This is a genomic window from Novipirellula methanifontis (assembly GCF_052161655.1).
In the GTDB taxonomy this organism is placed as follows: Bacteria; Planctomycetota; Planctomycetia; order Pirellulales; family Pirellulaceae; genus Novipirellula.
The window spans coordinates 8,901,341-8,916,884 of the sequence record NZ_CP197418.1; the positions used below are offsets into that span (position 1 = coordinate 8,901,341).

The window sequence follows — 15,544 nt, forward strand, 5'->3', positions numbered from 1 at the left end:
GTCAATTAGAATGAGAACAGAGAAAACAATCTTATTGAATGCCCGATAATGAATGCAATCCGAACAACCTTTGTCGATGGTCACGTGCAAGTGCCTGTGGACGATCTCAATACTTACTTGGCTAGGATACACTTATGAGCAATCAAGGTAATGTCCGTACGGGGAATCAAGATGAACAAAGATTATCTGAGAAGCGGTTTCCAGTCGCCTTAGTCGCGGTGGGGATCGTTTTGTTGGTGGTGTTGGCCGCGGGTGTTGCGTTTGTTTGGTGGGCTCAGGCCTCGGTGCCGGGAACCCGACTGGTTTACTCGATCCAGCGTTCGGATTCACAATCCGTCCCGGTCACAAGCGATGAGATGGTCGAACCGCTGCGACAGCGTCTTCGCCATTCGTTTGCTGCTGGACTTGCGGTCAACGCTTTGGATCAGGACCAAGTTGAAGTCATCTTACCAACTCGGGATCCGGTCGAACTTGCGAACGCAAAACGTCTGCTCAGCTCCGCTGGTGTGCTGCGGTTCCTGCCGATTGCCAATCAAACCAAACATGCCAATCTTTTGAAACTTGTGCAACCATCCTCCAACGCACCTTCAGTAAGTCGTGATGTGCTTGACGAGAACGGAAGAGTCGTGGCAAGGTGGGTCACCGTCGGCAGAGACACGGAGGCAAAAAACGGCGGCGATGGGACACCGCTGAAAACACAACTAAAATTGCCTACCGTACGTAACTCTCAGTCCGGCGAAGTCCTCCAGCTGCCCGGCAATGTGCTTGGGAATGACAGCGAGGTAAAAATTGCTCGCTGGATGAACAATCAAAACATCCAATCGATCGATGTGCTGGCGGTGATTGAAAGCGACCACGCCGTGGGCGGTGAGGACTTGGCGTTTGCCGCCGCCACGTTTGACCAAAATGGGACTCCAGCCGTTGCGATCAACTTTAATAATGCTGGCAGCGACAAGATGTTGGCTTTGACGACCGCCAACGCCCCCACAGGTAATGTGCAAACGCAACTTGGCATCGTACTGGATGATCAGCTACTGACAGCCCCAAACATTTTGCAGCCGATCCGCGGCGAAGCACGGATTACGGGAAATTTCACTCGCGCCGAAACCGACCTGATCGTCCAGATCCTCAAGGCCGGGCAGTTGCCTGCGAAACTAAACCCCCAGCCGATTAGCGAAACGCAAGTCAATGCATCGTATCGCCTAGTGGACCTGATCTCGCCTTGATTCGAAGGGGGGAGTGGACGAAAGTATTGGCGACTTTCGCTATGGGACCTCAGCTGTGCTCGGTGGACGCAGCGGCAGGGTTGAGCAAGCGTTCGACCGGTGCCAGGAATTGACTCGAATCGCGACCAAGTCGCTCGAACACACCGAGCGTTTCGTTGAAGTCCAAGTCGGTCGCGAACACGCGTGACTCGGGAACCAAGACGACCGAACCAATCCAGGTGTCGGGGGCCCCGGGGAAGTAGACTACCACCAAACCGCCCGGTAAGCGGTCCGCTTCCATCGCCACGCGGTATCCTTCGGGACAGGACACCAGCACCGGTGACAACGATGGTCCGTCGCTGTCGTGTTTCAGATTCCCCGCCAACAAGTCTTTGTAGATCGCGTATTTTGGAAATACCGTGATTAATTGCTTCTCGATGGTGGATGAAAACTTTTTGCCAATCGCTCGCCTTGCAATCACGCCCGCGGCAAAACACATCATTATTAAAATCGCCACCGCCGCGGAAAAAAGGATCGCGATCCCAAACGGCTGATTCCCTGGAATCCATTGCTGCAGCGGCACTGCGACTGCTGAAACGATCCCGTAGACCTGGCCTAAAAGGCCGCCGATCACCGCCAAGGGTAATAAGAAAAAGATCCCCCCAATTGCCGTGGAGCGCAAGAAGCCTACCGATTCATTGATTTTCTTTCGCATACTGTCTCTCTGTCGTTCCACAAAATAAGGGGGGCGTCGCACTCACACGTCATGCTTGAGCGGCAAGTCCGCAATACGAATCATGCACAGCATACCGCACGCAAGTTGCCGATTGCGGTGCGGAGTCTTCGGTCAGCCGTTTTAGAGGCCCGAAACTCTAGGGGCCCAAAACGTAACGGAATGAGGCGGTGAAAATGGCGGGACGTCGATTCGATTTCTGGGGTAGCGGAACTCGCGCGAGAGTTTCGGTCATCCCAGAAAACGAAAGTCTTGACGACTTCCGCTACGGACCACCCCCAATTCTTAGCTGTGACAAAGCACTAGCACCTTTTCCCTCGGCCTTTTAAATTACTCGGCTTGTTCCGCGCGAACCTCACTCGCGGGCCGGTGGTCAGACAAATGACCGCCGCTACGCACCTCCGCACGCCTGCCCTAAAACCCCCTTTGCCCGCAATGCCGCATCGACTGAAAACTGGTATTCCCGAACTTGACGAACTGCTCGGAGGTGGATTGATCCCGGGCACGCTGACCGTCGTGATGGGAGCATCAGGGATCGGCAAAACCCAGCTGGGGCTCGGATTTGCTAACGCGGGAATCGAACAAGAGGGCCAACCGGGCATCCTGTTCGATTTGACTTCGCGTGGCGACTCGCAAAACCACGCGGCTTATGCCGAGCGACTGCATAATTGGCGGTTGAGCGAGTTTGAGGCGAATGGCCGATGGGACGGGGCAAATATCTGGGACGCCGCCCACTCGCGACGCGATTACATGCATATATTCCAGCACTCCGGACGCCGCGTCACCGCCAGCGATCTCGATTCGGACAGTTGGCGAGAATGGAAATACGAGCAGTCCAAGAAATTGGATCAAGCGATCGCATTTTTCTACGGCAACTTTGCTCATGGCGTACGCCGCTGTGTGATCGACGGAGTGGAACCGACCGATAAGGCCGCCGACTCGATTCAGTTCGAGATGTTTGAATACATCTACCATCAAATCCTGCGAAAAGAGCACGACTGGGTTGCCCGAGATCTGTTCCGTGTAGCGTTCCGCAAGAACGAGGAATCGATTCAAGCTCACGCCTATGACCATCGTGACATCGGGTGCACGCTGCTGTACACCAGTCACGAAGTGATGCTCGATGATTTGTTAGTACGTCCGATTCAAAGCGGCGATGTACTGTCCAACGCAAACACGATCATTTTGATGGGCAAGACCCGTGACGGAAACAAGATGGGACGCGCGTTGCACGTTGCGAAACATCGCGGCAGTGCATGCGACGAATCGATCGTGCCATACACGATAACCGAGTCCGGTTTGAAATTACTGCGATAACCGCTGGCCTACTTGTTGGTCACATCTTTGCGAAACTGAGTGGGGGTTTGCTTGGTTTCGCGTTTGAATGCCACGGTCAAGTATTCGGTATGTTCAAATCCGGTACGCGTCGCGATTTGGCGAAGCGTCATATCGGTTTCCGCAAGCAGTTTTTTCACTCGCGTGATCCGTTGCCGCAGGATCTCTTCGTGCGGCGTGCGGCCGATGACATTTCGAAATCGCGTTTCAAGCACACGACGCGAAATATTCACATGGCGAACGATATCGTTGACATTAATGCCGGCGAACGCATGTTGACGTATGAACTGTAGCGCCGCAGCAACATCGGTGTCATCGATGGCGAGAATGTCGGTTGATTGCCGCGTTTCGACTCCCAGCGGTTCGACCAACAACCCTTCCTTGGAAACTTCTTCTCCATTCATCATTTGATCGAGTAACCGCGCCGCTTCGAAACCGGTTTTGCGAGAATTAGGAACAACGCTGGAAAGAGGCGGATCGGCAAGACTGCAAAGTAGTTCGTCGTTATCGACACCCAGCACGGCAATCTCTTCGGGCACCGCAATTTCAAGTTCGCGGCAAACATCCAAAACCAGCTGCGCTTTGATGTCGTAGGCGGCAAGCAAACCAATCGGTCGCGGCAAATTTTTGAGCCACTGGGCAATCCGCTTGCGTTCATTATCGAGCGACGACGGATTCATCTCGTTCACCGCCGTCTCGTAGAAGTGAAAATCACACCCCGCCTTTTCAACCTCGTCGCGAAAATAATTTCGCCGCCATTTAGACCAATTGAAATCCGCATCGCCACAAAATCCAAGATGCTTGAATCCACGCTGCAGAAGATGCTCTGCTGCAAGCGTTGCAATTACGGCATCATTGGTTTCCACCCAAGGAACGCCGGGATAATGACGTGCGGCGCTGACGTCCACAACGGGAATGCCGGTCTTTTGCAGCGACTCTGCGATCTCTTTGGTTTCAATCCGGGCAATAATTCCATCCCCCTTCCAACGCCGAATCCATTCAGGCGGCGGCGCAGCACGCTCTTGTTCGGGCAGATAGATCGACCAAGCATCATGCGAATGGATGTAGTCAACGATTCCGGACAACAATCCACGCGCATACGCATTGGAGGTTTCAATCAGCAACGCGACGGAGCGACGTCGAATCATCGCAAAAACTCTACAAAAGGCAGCAAAGAAGCAGGAGTGACCTGAATATTACACCAGGAACCACCTAAAACAATTGCAAAAAACACAAGTAAAATATCTCAACGCTTTCGCGTATCATCTCATCGACTTAGCGTCACTTCTGACCGACAATGCATGCTTGATTCTTCGGGTGCGCCACCACAGGCCGGCAAGTCTTCCTCGTTACACTGTTGTTTGCCTGCCCCCCACAATCTACCTCCTTCACATTCCAAAGTCCCTCGCGGAGAGAACCGATCATGTCAGAAACCTCAAAGAAATTGCGTTTAGGGATGGTTGGACTTGGTTTTGGAGCCGAGTTCATTCCCATTTACCAAGCTCACCCGAACGCGGAAGTCACGGCGATTTGCCGCCGCGACCAAGCAGGACTTGATGAGTGTGGCGACCAATTCGAAATTGGTGGACGTTATACGTCGTTTGATGATTTGCTGGCCGACCCCAACGTGGATGCGGTCCACATCAACTCGCCAATTCCCGATCACGCTTGGATGTCGCTGCAGGCGCTCGACGCGGGCAAGCATGTGATGTGCACGGTGCCGATGGCGACCACGATCGAAGAGTGCCAACAAATTATCGAAAAGGTACAAGACACGGGACTGCACTACATGATGGCCGAAACGGTGGTCTACAGTCGCGAATACTTGTTCATCAAACAACTGTACGAAAGTGGCCAACTGGGCAAAATCCAGTACCTTGCCGCCTCGCATCCTCAGGACATGGATGGATGGCCGTCGTACTGGGAAAAGATGATTCCAATGCACTACGCGACGCATGTGGTCAGCCCTTGTTTGGGACTGGTCGGAGGATTGGCCGAATACGTCAGCTGCTTTGGTTCGGGCAGCGTCCGCGAAGACATCGCCAAAAAATCAGGTAACCCGTTCGCAGTGGAAACATGTCATATCAAAATTAAAGACACCGATCTGACGGCCCACATTTGGCGATTTTTGTATGACGTGGCACGCCAGTACCGCGAGAGCTTTGATGTGTACGGAACGGAGAAAAGTTTTGAATGGACGCTGGTTGAAAACGAACCGCATGTGATTCACACGGCCAAGAAACCTGAGCACGAGATTGCCGAAAAAGTAGAAGTTCCGGACTTTGCACACTTACTGCCCGAATCGATTCGCCGTTTCACGTTACCGCAAGAAATCCATGACGCCGATCACTTGTCGTTCTTACAAGGCGGCGGTCACGGTGGATCGCACCCTCATCTGGTTAACGAGTTTGTTAGCAGTGTGCTAGAGAATCGCCGTCCGCTTCCTGACGCAGTGACCAGTGCCAACTGGACTTGCGTTGGGATCTGTGCCCACGAATCGGCGATGAACGGTGGCAAAGTGGTCCATTTGCCTGAGTTCACATTGTCACGCGACCGCTCAGCTTGTCTCACGGATTAACGCGTCCGCCCCCGCATGTTGATCTTCTACTCGGTCCTGGCGAACTCCGTTGCCCCCAGCTTTCCTTCCCCTATGGTGCCTCCCTTCACTATGAAACCCTCGTTTTCTTTCACAGCCCGGCTGTTACTTGTGATCGCATCGTTTATCACTGGATCGGCCATCTCAGGATCGGCAAGTGCGGCAGATCATTTGAGAGTCCTGTTCATCGGCGACCAAGGACATCATCAACCCAAACCACGGTTTGATGAACTTGCCCCGTTCTTAAAGACACGGGGTATCGAGATGACCTACAGCGAGGATTTGGCGATGCTGAATCCAAAAACGCTCGGGCAATACGATGCAGTAGCACTCTACGCAAACATCGACAACATTGAAAAATCTCAAGCCGATGCGTTGTTGCAATACGTCAAACAAGGCGGCGGCTTTGTCCCGCTGCACTGTGCCACGTATTGCTTTCGCAATGACGACCGAATCGTTGCATTGATGGGAGCCCAGTTTCAGCGTCACGGCACCGGCGTGTTCCGCACCGACATCGCCAACTCTGATCATCCGCTGATGCAAGGTTTTGGTGGGTTCGAAAGCTGGGACGAAACTTATGTGCACCACATGCACAACGAAGAAAACCGCACGGTGCTTGAGTATCGTGTCGACGCCGAAGGCCGTGAACCATGGACATGGATCCGCAGCGAGGGAGACGGGCGTGTTTTCTATACCGCCTGGGGTCACGATTCCCGGACCTGGAACAATCCTGGTTTTCAAAACCTCGTTGAACGTGGCATTCGCTGGGCAGCGAAAGAGGATCCGCAGCAGGCTGGCGATTTCCTGCTCGACCGAGCGTTTCCGGTTCCCGAGATGACAAAAATCGCAGCGGACGTCAAACCGTTCGAATACCAAGACGTCGGTAGCGAAATCCCGAACTACACCCCGTCCGATAAATGGGGTGTACAGGGCAAACCGATGAACATGATGCAAAAGCCGCTCGAGCCCGCCGAGTCGATGAAGCATCTGGTTGTCCCCGATGGATTTCATGTTGAGCTGTTTGCATCGGAACCGGATTTGAAGGGTAAGCCGATCTGCATGGCATGGGACGAGCGAGGCCGATTGTGGGTCGCCGAGACCTACGACTATCCCAACGAATTGCAACCGGCTGGGAAAGGACGCGATCGTATTCGCATTTGCGAGGACACCGACGGTGACTGGAAAGCGGACAAGTTCACCGTTTTTGCCGAGGAACTGAGCATCCCGACGAGCATCACGTTCCACGACGGCGGTGCGATCGTTCAAAACGCGGTCGAGACACTGTACTTAAAAGACACCGATGGAGATGACAAAGCCGACGTACGCAAAGTGTTGATCGAGAACTGGACTCTTGGCGACACTCACGGCGGCGTCAGCAATTTCCAGTACGGATTGGACAACTGGATTTGGGCGATGCAGGGCTACAACCAATCCAAACCCGTAGCCGATGGAAAGCCACAACAAGCGTTCCGCATGGGTTTCTTTCGGATGCGCCCGGATGGTTCTGAGGTCGAATTCATTCGATCAACCAACAACAACACTTGGGGACTTGGCATCAGCGAAGAGGGATTGATCTTTGGCTCGACAGCCAATGGCAACCCCAGCGTTTTCATGCCGATCGCCAACCGCTATTACGAGCGAGTTCACGGCTGGGCGCCATCGCTAACCCTGTCTTCGATCGCGGACAGCAACGATTTCCATCCGATTACTGACAAGGTTCGCCAAGTCGATCATCACGGAGGCTACACTGCAGCCGCGGGCCACTCGCTCTACACCGCTCGCGAATATCCTCAGGAATATTGGAATCGTGTTGCCTTTGTTAACGGACCGACGGGACACTTGACCGGCACTTTTGTTCTGAAGCACGACGGTAGCGGATTCAGCTCGACCAGCCCGTTTAATTTGCTCGCCAGCGACGATGAATGGACCGCTCCGATCATGGCCGAAATTGGGCCCGACGGACAAGTGTGGATCATCGATTGGTACAACTACATCGTCCAGCACAATCCGACGCCGCAAGGTTTCGAGACAGGCAAGGGAGCGGCGTACGAGACGAAGCTTCGAGACAAGAAACATGGACGCATCTATCGCGTGGTGTTCGATGGTTCCGATGCAAAGGCGAGCCCTGACCTATCCAAAGCGACGCCAAGCGAATTAGTCACAGCCCTTACCCATCCGACGATGTTGACCCGCAAACACGCTCAGCGTCTGTTGGTCGAACGAGGTAAAACCGATGTCACGGAGGAATTGATCAAGTTGATTCAAGACGAGTCCACCGACGCGATCGGGCTAAACGTCGGCGTGATCCACGCGTTGTGGACATTGCAGGGACTCGGCGAACTTGAAGATGCCAACACCGCGGCAAGCTCGGCTGCGTTTGCGGCCCTGCGTCATCCCTCGGCCGGAGTCCGCCAGAACGCAGTTAAGGTGTTGCCACCGTCGACCGCGTCGGTCGATGCATTGTTGGCCGCCGGTGTCCATCGTGACCCCAACGCCAACACCAAACTTGCTGCGATCCTGGCCTTGTCCGACTTGCCGGCAAGTCAGGCTAGTGGCGAGGCCGTCGCCCAAATCCTGTCGGAACCGGCCAACTTGACCGATCGCTGGATTCCCGATGCTGCCACCAGTGCTGCGGCTCGAAACAGCATCAGTTTCTTGCAAGCGGTTGCGAAATCACAATCATCGAGTCCCGCGACGCAGTTGCTGGAAATCACGCAACGAGTTGCCGAGCATTACGCACGAGGTGACAATGCAGGCGAGATGGAAACATTGGCAGCGAGTTTGCAAAATGCAAACCCTGGCGTCATTGATGCTGTGTTTGCTGGGATCAGCAATGGATGGCAACGTGATCAAAAAATCGAGATGACTGCCGAACTCGAGTCCAATCTGGAATCGCTTCTCGACCAGGGATCCCCGGGGACTCGAGGCGTCATGGTTCGCTTGGCGACCCAATGGGGCAGCAAAAAGTTTGAGAAATACAGCAAAGAGATCACCGATGCGTTTGTCGAAACACTCAGTGACGAAGACAACGCTGACGCGAAACGGATCGATGCGGCTCGTAAATTGGTCGAGTTCAGCCCGGCCGATGAGGAAACAGTCACGTCGCTGTTGGATCAATTAAATCCGAGAACGCCTCCCGCTCTTGCCAACGGCATTATCGATGCACTCGAACAAAGCAGTTCGGAATCGCTGGGGCCTCAATTGATTGATCGACTCGCCACGATGACGCCATCGGTTCGGCTGGCAAGCATGACTCTTCTACTGAAGCGTCCCGGTTCCACGAAATCACTGTTGGAAGCGGCAAAGAAAGGCGAAGCTTCGCTGAACGACCTTGCTTTGGATCAGAAGCAATCACTCGCATCGCATCCTAACAAATCGATTCGCGAAGAAGCCAAGAAACTGCTCGAGAGTGGCGGATCGCTTCCGAGTGCCGACCGACAAAAGGTGCTCGACGAGTTGTCGTTCGTGGCGCACACGAAAGGTGACGCGAGCAAGGGCAAAGAGGTGTTCAAAGTTCACTGCGGAAAATGCCACGTTCACAGCGGCGAAGGTTCCGCCGTCGGCCCCGACTTGACCGGCATGGCCGTTCATCCCAAAGAAGAGTTGCTAACGCATATTCTTGACCCGAGCCGAAATGTCGAAGGCAACTTTCGTGTTTACACCGTGCTGACGCTCGACGGTCTTGTCTTGAACGGGATGTTAGCTTCGGAGTCGAAGACCGCAATCGAATTGTTTGACACCGAAGGCAAAAAGCACGCCGTATTGCGTGAGGACATCGAAGAGCTGGTGGCGTCGCAAAAATCGATCATGCCCGAGGGATTCGAAAAGTCGATCAAGCCCGAAGAGCTCACCGATTTGCTCGAGTTCTTGACCAAAAGGGGCAAAAACATCGCGATGGATCTCAGCAAGGTCGCGTCCGCGCCAAGTGACCGTGGGATGTTTATCAATCCCGACGGAGAGATCGAACGGCTTGCCTTTAGTGACTGGTCCCCTCAGACGTTCAAAGGCGTCCCGTTCCAATTGATCGATCCTCGCAATGGCAGCGTGCCCAACGTGGTCGTACTGAACAGCAACCACAGTCCGATCGTTTCGAAAATGCCAAAGTCAGTGACGTTGCCTCTGAATGGCCCCGCCAAAGCGATCCATCTGCTCAGCGGCGTCTCCGGTTGGGGTTTCCCTTTTAGTGACGCGAAAACGGTCAGCATGATTGTGCGAATCCACTACGCGGACGGACAAAGCGAAGATCATGAACTGCGTAACGGAGTTCATTTCGCCGATTACATTCGGCGCGTGGATGTGCCGGAATCGGAGTTCGCGTTTGATTTGTCAGGGCGTCAAATTCGTTATCTTGCGGTTTATCCCAAACGGGCCGAACCGATCTCGACGATCGAATTGGTCAAAGGCCCCGACAGATCGGCTCCGGTGGTGATGGCGATGACGGTCGAGTCACCGTAATTTGCGAAAGCAGAATTCTGTTTTAAAGTGACAACACGCCTCGCGAGACCTTTATCTTGCGAGGCGTTCTTCGTTTGCTGGCCAATCGATTAGGGCAGGTTCGAATCCAACCCAATGCCACCGAACGGATCCAGCGGATCGACCACCTCTGGGGAACTGGACGATTTGATCGGCGAATCCTCAGGCACAGGCGGCATCGCCAGCGGTCCGCCGCTATTCGCTTCAACTGTGTTCGATTCACCGTTTGTGGCGTTTGGCGTTAGATTGCCATAACCGCCCGATTCGGTTTGAGTCGACGAAATCTCGTCCGCAAACTGAGCAACCGTCAACAAGCTGCCCAGCAACAAGGTCGCCATCGAACCGACTCGCAACATCGTCGTCCACTTGGAGACCAACTCGATACGCAACAAGCACAGTCCGCAAATGCCGATCAGCAAAGCGGTGGCAACACCCAGTGGCAATTCGGAGTAGGCCGCCGAAATTCCAACCAGCGCCAGCAATGGAACCGCAGCGACAGTCGGCACATTCGCTGTGGAAATCAATACAGCTAAGATCGATATCCCAACGACACCCACGGAGGCTCCGTACGTCAAACTGCCCGACATCGTCACCGTCATTGCCACCAGCCCTACGGCGATCGCCCACGCGGCAACATCCCATGTGAAACGCCCGGGCTGCTGGCGATAGGGGACGAACATGACAACTGCGAAAGCGGCCATCCAAACCGCAATCGATATCATTGTCGCCCCAGCGAGTTGATCAGCACGAAAGTAGGCGCTGCCCCACAGCAATCGAATCGGTATCAGGATCGCTAAGCCCGTTGCCAGCGGAATGCGGTAACGACGATTGGACAGCCGGACGATGGCTGCAGCCACCAAACAAAACGCTGGCAACCAATCCATCGCCGAGCGGGGCCGCACAACACGCAGCACATCCATCCCATCGGAGGCATGCAGTACAACAAGCCCCACCGCCGCCGCGATCGCGACGGCCACCGCATCTCCTGCACGAAACTTCGCCAACAGTCGTCCCATCAGAAGACCGATCACCAACGCGATCGTCATCGCGACCGCAAGCGAAAACAGGGTCACTGCTGCAGACCTTCAAAACTGATCAGCAAAGTCACGTCGTCACCGATCTGAGGAGCCATTGCCCCCATTCCAAAATCGGATCGCTTGACTTTCGTCCGGCCCATGAAGCCGATTCGATCGTTTCCGTAAGGCCCTTTGCCGGCTCCTAAGTATGTCAACGGCAACACGATCGATTTCGTTTGACCATGCAGCGTCAAGTCACCGGTGATATTAAGTGTTTTTCCATCCGCACTGGCTTCGACCGAACGAGACACAAACGTAATCTCCGGAAACTGTTTAACGTTAAAGAAGTCGGGGCCGCGAAGGTGCTGATCTCGTTTCTCGGACTTCGTATCCAAACTAGCGGCATCAATCGTAAACTGAAAATTCGCTTGGGTTGGGTTCTGCATATCCACAGAGAACTGCCCCGTGTACTTGCCAAACATCCCGTAGGTGTAACTAAAACCAAAGTGGCTTGTCGTAAAGACCACCGAAGTGTGCTGGTCATCGAGCACGTAGTCTGCTGCAGAGACGTTTCGCGTTGGTGAGGCCGCCAGCAGTACTGCCACAGCCAGAATCAGTGGATACAGTTTCATTTCACATTTCCTTTCAAGTTACCCAAAATTGACAGCGTCACGGTGACGCTAAATTCTAAAACGACACTCTTCATTGGAGTGCCTGCACGGTTGAGCCAACAATGGCCCGAAACACAAATTACCTGTCGCAACAGATATTATTCATTTTCAAAAAAAGGCTACTCTTTCGGATGCCGTGCCATCCACAGCAATGAACTGAGGTCAGCTAATTGTTTTGCAGTCATATGGCCAAGTTGCGATTGGTGCAGTTCGAGCAATGGTTGGTCAAGTTGCTTCAAAAGCGATTTGCCTTGTTTCGTCAAATTGATCCAAACGACTCGTCGATCGTTTTCACAACGTTGCTTTGTCACGAGTTCCACTGCTTGCATCCGCTCGATTAATCGAGGCATATCAGGATGTGGCGATATCATCTCTTTGGCAATTTGGTAGACCGAAACCGGCGTTGCATGACCACGAAGAATCCGCAACACGTTGAATTGCGATTCGCTAAGACCATGCTTTTTAAACAGTTTCGCATATTGAGCCGATAGCAATGTGTACGTGCGAGCAATATTTAAAAACGCTTCCTGTTCGGGAAGTTCAAATGGATTTTGCTTTCCAATTTCGCCGGCTAAACCCGATTTGCTTTTGTTTTTCGATGCTGACATCCACCACTTATATGTTCCAACAGACATTTCCGCAAGTACAGTTTCTCGCTCGTTTGTTGGCGGTTTGCTTGATCGGTGATCGCGGCCGTTCCCTGGCCTTTTTTTACTGCTGCTCTTCGGTCAATTTCACTTGGCAGACGGCCGCCGCGACACTGGGTGCGACGGTTTGGTCCAGCGGATTGGGCAAAATCATTTCGGCAGTGGGTTCATGCACACAGGCTGCCAAGGCATGAGCGGCGGCGATCTTCATTTCTTCGCTGATTCGCTTGCTGCGGCTATCAAGTGCACCGCGAAAGATTCCGGGAAAAGCCAGCACGTTGTTCACTTGGTTGGGAAAATCACTGCGACCGGTCCCAACGATCGCTGCCCCAGCGGCGATCGCGTCGACCGGCATGATCTCGGGAATCGGATTCGCCATTGCTAGAATGATCGGCTGCTTGGACATCGATTTGACATGACTTGGTTTCAGCAGGTTTCCCTTGCTGACACCAATAAAGACATCCGCGTCGACCAACACATCCTGCAAACTTCCTTGTCGATTATCACGATTCGTATAAGCCAACAACTGTGTTTTCTCGGGCGACAACCCTTCGCGGTCTCGATGAATCGCACCTCGCGAATCGCAAACGACGACGTCGAGAACCGATTGACAGACGCTGGGATCATGCCCCACGCAGCGCAGCAGTCGGGCGATCGCGGTACCTGCCGCACCGGCACCATTGATCACCACTCGCATGTCGGTCAGTTTGCGATCGATCACTTTCGCCGCATTGATCAACGCGGCTAACAGCACGATCGCAGTGCCATGTTGATCGTCATGGAATACGGGTATGCCCAAGTCTTGCAATTGGTTTTCGACCTCGAAGCACTTCGGCGCCGCGATGTCTTCGAGATTGATGCCTCCGAAAACTGGGGCAATCCGGCGCACCGTATCGATGATCTCTTGAGTGTCTTGGGTATCCAGGCAGATGGGCCATGCATCGATCCCTGCAAACTCGCGAAACAACAGCGCCTTGCCCTCCATCACCGGGATGGCCGCATGGGCACCGATATTGCCCAGCCCCAACACCGCTGATCCGTCACTGACGATCGCGACGGAGTTATTTTTGATGGTCAAGTCCCAAGCGCGAGCAGGATCTTTTGCGATCACTTCACAGGGTCGTGCAACCCCAGGCGTGTACGCGATCGACAAATCGTCGGCCGTCTTTACCGGCATTCGCGAATGCATTCCGATCTTGCCACGCAGTTGCTCGTGGACAATCAAACTTCGCGTAAAGAAATCAGTCATGAGGATTCTCAGTGTGAAAGGATGAACAACCCAAAACAGACCAACAGCGAGAAACCGACGTTAATCTGCGTCCAATACAACCAACGTGTTATCGTGTTCGGTTGTCCCCAACATATCAAACTGAATTCATGCGGGTTGTACCCGCTTTCGCTGAATGAACTTCATCGTGAAACGAACGATCAGCGGAAATAGGCCGAGCAGCACAAAAGCACTGGCGATTTGCCCGAGCTGACGTGGTGTAAATACCGCACCAATCCCGTCATCCGCCAGCGTTTTCAGGTCGGGAACGCTTGAGCCCGCATAAACGTAAACGGCGGTTCCCGCCAGCATTCCTAGTTGGCTGACCCACCAAAACGTGCGAGTGCGGATCGGCGTCAATCCCATCACGGCATTGATCACGAAGAACGGAACCGCAGGGATCAGCCGCAACGTGAACAAAAAGAACGGACCTTCCTTTTCAAGCGACTCGTTGAAATTCTTCAACCGCTCACCGAAACGGTTTTGGATGGCGTCGCGAAACAGGAAGCGGCTTAGCAAAAACGCCATTGTGGCGCCGGCGGTCGATGCGAAACTGACCAGCACCAACCCACGAACAAGACCAAAGTACCAACCGTAAACAAGCGTCAACACGGCCGCCCCAGGCAGCGACAGCCCCGTAAGGACGACATAGACCAAGAACGCGGCTCCGTAGACCAAAACCGGATGATCAGCTTGAAAGGTGCGCAGCTGAGTTTCTTGCTTGGCAAGATTCTCGAGACTCAGCAGGTCACCAAACTGGGTGTAACCAACGATTACGATCGCGGCGACAAGCAGAAAGAGCCCCGCTTTCCTGGCCACGCCAGATTTCGGAGCGTTCTCGGTTGGTTTGATTTCGGCAGCCATGGTTTAGCCTTCGGGTAGTGAGCACGATTATATCGTTTGAATGTGCGACTTGGTTTCGCTACCAAGGAGACGTCCTCGTGCACGCATCCTTACAAAAAGGCTACAAAAACCGAAATGCTTTGACATGCATGACGCGATGGAGCTAGAGCTTCTCCGCGGCTGGGAAGTCCAATTCCGTGTCATTGACGTGGTTAAACAGGTTTGAATAGGTCGCCAATCCGATGTACCCCACCGCCTCGGCAATTTGACCGTCGCTATAACCGGCCGTCCGCACCTCATTAAGTTCGTCGTCTGAGACAAATCCTCTGCTCGCGATCACGCGGCGGACAAACTCGAGTAACGCTGCACGCTTTTTATCCGCAGAAAAGAAACGCCGCGCTGCCAACGTTTCCTCATTCGTGAGTCCAATTTTCTTGGCGACCATCGTATGAGCCGAAACGCAATATTCGCAGCCATTCCCTTCGCTGACCGCCAGATAAATGACCTCTCGGTCCTCCGGCGCCAACTCACCTTCGGCCAACGCTGCGGACATCGAAAGATACGCCTTCAACGCTGCGGAACTGTTTCCCATACCTTGAAAAATGTTTACGACTTTGCCCATTTGGGACGTCAGATCGCCGTAAATATCCTTCACCGCACCGGAAGCTTGCTCGGGAGTGACTTGGTTGAGACGCGGCATTGTTAGAATCCTGTTTTAGTTGTTTGTTAATGACTTTGAGTCGATAGAGGCTTTTTAA

12 protein-coding genes are annotated in these 15,544 nt (G+C 53.6%); 4 read left to right on the forward strand and 8 right to left on the reverse strand.

The window, feature by feature from the left end; genetic code table 11:
* Positions 1 to 134: 134 nt before the first annotated feature.
* Positions 135 to 1,226, forward strand: coding sequence for a SecDF P1 head subdomain-containing protein (locus tag SH528x_RS31755; protein WP_442507430.1), 1,092 nt, complete (start codon positions 135 to 137; stop codon positions 1,224 to 1,226).
* 49 nt (positions 1,227 to 1,275) lie between these two features.
* Here SH528x_RS31755 and SH528x_RS31760 read toward each other — a convergent pair whose 3' ends face one another.
* On the reverse strand, positions 1,276 to 1,920 hold the full coding sequence (locus tag SH528x_RS31760) for a DUF502 domain-containing protein (protein WP_442507431.1): 645 nt from the start codon (positions 1,918 to 1,920) through the stop codon (positions 1,276 to 1,278).
* Between the two features lie 453 nt (positions 1,921 to 2,373).
* On the opposite strand from SH528x_RS31760, the gene SH528x_RS31765 reads away from it, so the two are divergent.
* Complete coding sequence (locus SH528x_RS31765) at positions 2,374 to 3,255, forward strand: RAD55 family ATPase (protein WP_442507432.1); 882 nt, start codon at positions 2,374 to 2,376, stop codon at positions 3,253 to 3,255.
* Positions 3,256 to 3,263: 8 nt separating this feature from the next.
* Here the strand turns inward: SH528x_RS31765 and SH528x_RS31770 are convergent, their stop codons facing one another.
* Positions 3,264 to 4,421: a XylR family transcriptional regulator gene (locus tag SH528x_RS31770; RefSeq protein WP_442507433.1), complete on the reverse strand. Its 1,158-nt coding sequence runs from the start codon at positions 4,419 to 4,421 to the stop codon at positions 3,264 to 3,266.
* Between the two features lie 275 nt (positions 4,422 to 4,696).
* Here SH528x_RS31770 and SH528x_RS31775 point away from each other — a divergent pair, with 275 nt between their 5' ends.
* Positions 4,697 to 5,851 (forward strand): Gfo/Idh/MocA family protein, encoded by a 1,155-nt coding sequence (locus SH528x_RS31775; RefSeq protein WP_442507434.1) that lies wholly within the window; start codon positions 4,697 to 4,699, stop codon positions 5,849 to 5,851.
* A gap of 90 nt (positions 5,852 to 5,941) precedes the next feature.
* Positions 5,942 to 10,324, forward strand: coding sequence for a PVC-type heme-binding CxxCH protein (locus SH528x_RS31780; RefSeq protein WP_442507435.1), 4,383 nt, complete (start codon positions 5,942 to 5,944; stop codon positions 10,322 to 10,324).
* Positions 10,325 to 10,413: 89 nt separating this feature from the next.
* On the opposite strand, the gene SH528x_RS31785 is transcribed toward SH528x_RS31780, so the two are convergent.
* The 6 genes from SH528x_RS31785 to SH528x_RS31810 form a co-directional block, all read right to left on the reverse strand.
* Entirely contained in the window at positions 10,414 to 11,415 is a 1,002-nt protein-coding gene (locus SH528x_RS31785) for a hypothetical protein (RefSeq protein WP_442507436.1), read from the reverse strand.
* Complete coding sequence (locus SH528x_RS31790; protein ID WP_442507437.1) at positions 11,412 to 11,990, reverse strand: YceI family protein; 579 nt, start codon at positions 11,988 to 11,990, stop codon at positions 11,412 to 11,414. Before SH528x_RS31790 ends, SH528x_RS31785 begins: the two co-directional genes overlap by 4 nt.
* 158 nt (positions 11,991 to 12,148) lie before the next feature.
* Positions 12,149 to 12,664: a MarR family winged helix-turn-helix transcriptional regulator gene (locus SH528x_RS31795; RefSeq protein WP_442507438.1), complete on the reverse strand. Its 516-nt coding sequence runs from the start codon at positions 12,662 to 12,664 to the stop codon at positions 12,149 to 12,151.
* A gap of 76 nt (positions 12,665 to 12,740) precedes the next feature.
* On the reverse strand, positions 12,741 to 13,925 hold the full coding sequence (locus tag SH528x_RS31800; protein ID WP_442507439.1) for an NAD(P)-dependent malic enzyme: 1,185 nt from the start codon (positions 13,923 to 13,925) through the stop codon (positions 12,741 to 12,743).
* Between the two features lie 126 nt (positions 13,926 to 14,051).
* Entirely contained in the window at positions 14,052 to 14,807 is a 756-nt protein-coding gene (locus SH528x_RS31805; RefSeq protein WP_442507440.1) for a TVP38/TMEM64 family protein, read from the reverse strand.
* A 142-nt stretch (positions 14,808 to 14,949) separates the two neighbouring features.
* Positions 14,950 to 15,486 carry a carboxymuconolactone decarboxylase family protein gene (locus SH528x_RS31810; RefSeq protein ID WP_442507441.1) on the reverse strand — a complete coding sequence of 179 codons (537 nt, stop codon included), beginning with the start codon at positions 15,484 to 15,486 and terminating at the stop codon, positions 14,950 to 14,952.
* Between the last annotated feature and the right edge of the window lie 58 nt (positions 15,487 to 15,544).

Bases quoted from the DNA above. Each gene is read 5' to 3' on its own strand.
- SH528x_RS31755 (WP_442507430.1), top strand. From the start codon at position 135: ATGAGCAATCAAGGTAATGTCCGTACGGGGAATCAAGATGAACAAAGA.
- SH528x_RS31760 (WP_442507431.1), bottom strand. From the start codon at position 1,920: ATGCGAAAGAAAATCAATGAATCGGTAGGCTTCTTGCGCTCCACGGCA.
- SH528x_RS31765 (WP_442507432.1), top strand. From the start codon at position 2,374: ATGCCGCATCGACTGAAAACTGGTATTCCCGAACTTGACGAACTGCTC.
- SH528x_RS31770 (WP_442507433.1), bottom strand. From the start codon at position 4,421: ATGATTCGACGTCGCTCCGTCGCGTTGCTGATTGAAACCTCCAATGCG.
- SH528x_RS31775 (WP_442507434.1), top strand. From the start codon at position 4,697: ATGTCAGAAACCTCAAAGAAATTGCGTTTAGGGATGGTTGGACTTGGT.
- SH528x_RS31780 (WP_442507435.1), top strand. From the start codon at position 5,942: ATGAAACCCTCGTTTTCTTTCACAGCCCGGCTGTTACTTGTGATCGCA.
- SH528x_RS31790 (WP_442507437.1), bottom strand. From the start codon at position 11,990: ATGAAACTGTATCCACTGATTCTGGCTGTGGCAGTACTGCTGGCGGCC.
- SH528x_RS31795 (WP_442507438.1), bottom strand. From the start codon at position 12,664: ATGTCTGTTGGAACATATAAGTGGTGGATGTCAGCATCGAAAAACAAA.
- SH528x_RS31800 (WP_442507439.1), bottom strand. From the start codon at position 13,925: ATGACTGATTTCTTTACGCGAAGTTTGATTGTCCACGAGCAACTGCGT.
- SH528x_RS31805 (WP_442507440.1), bottom strand. From the start codon at position 14,807: ATGGCTGCCGAAATCAAACCAACCGAGAACGCTCCGAAATCTGGCGTG.
- SH528x_RS31810 (WP_442507441.1), bottom strand. From the start codon at position 15,486: ATGCCGCGTCTCAACCAAGTCACTCCCGAGCAAGCTTCCGGTGCGGTG.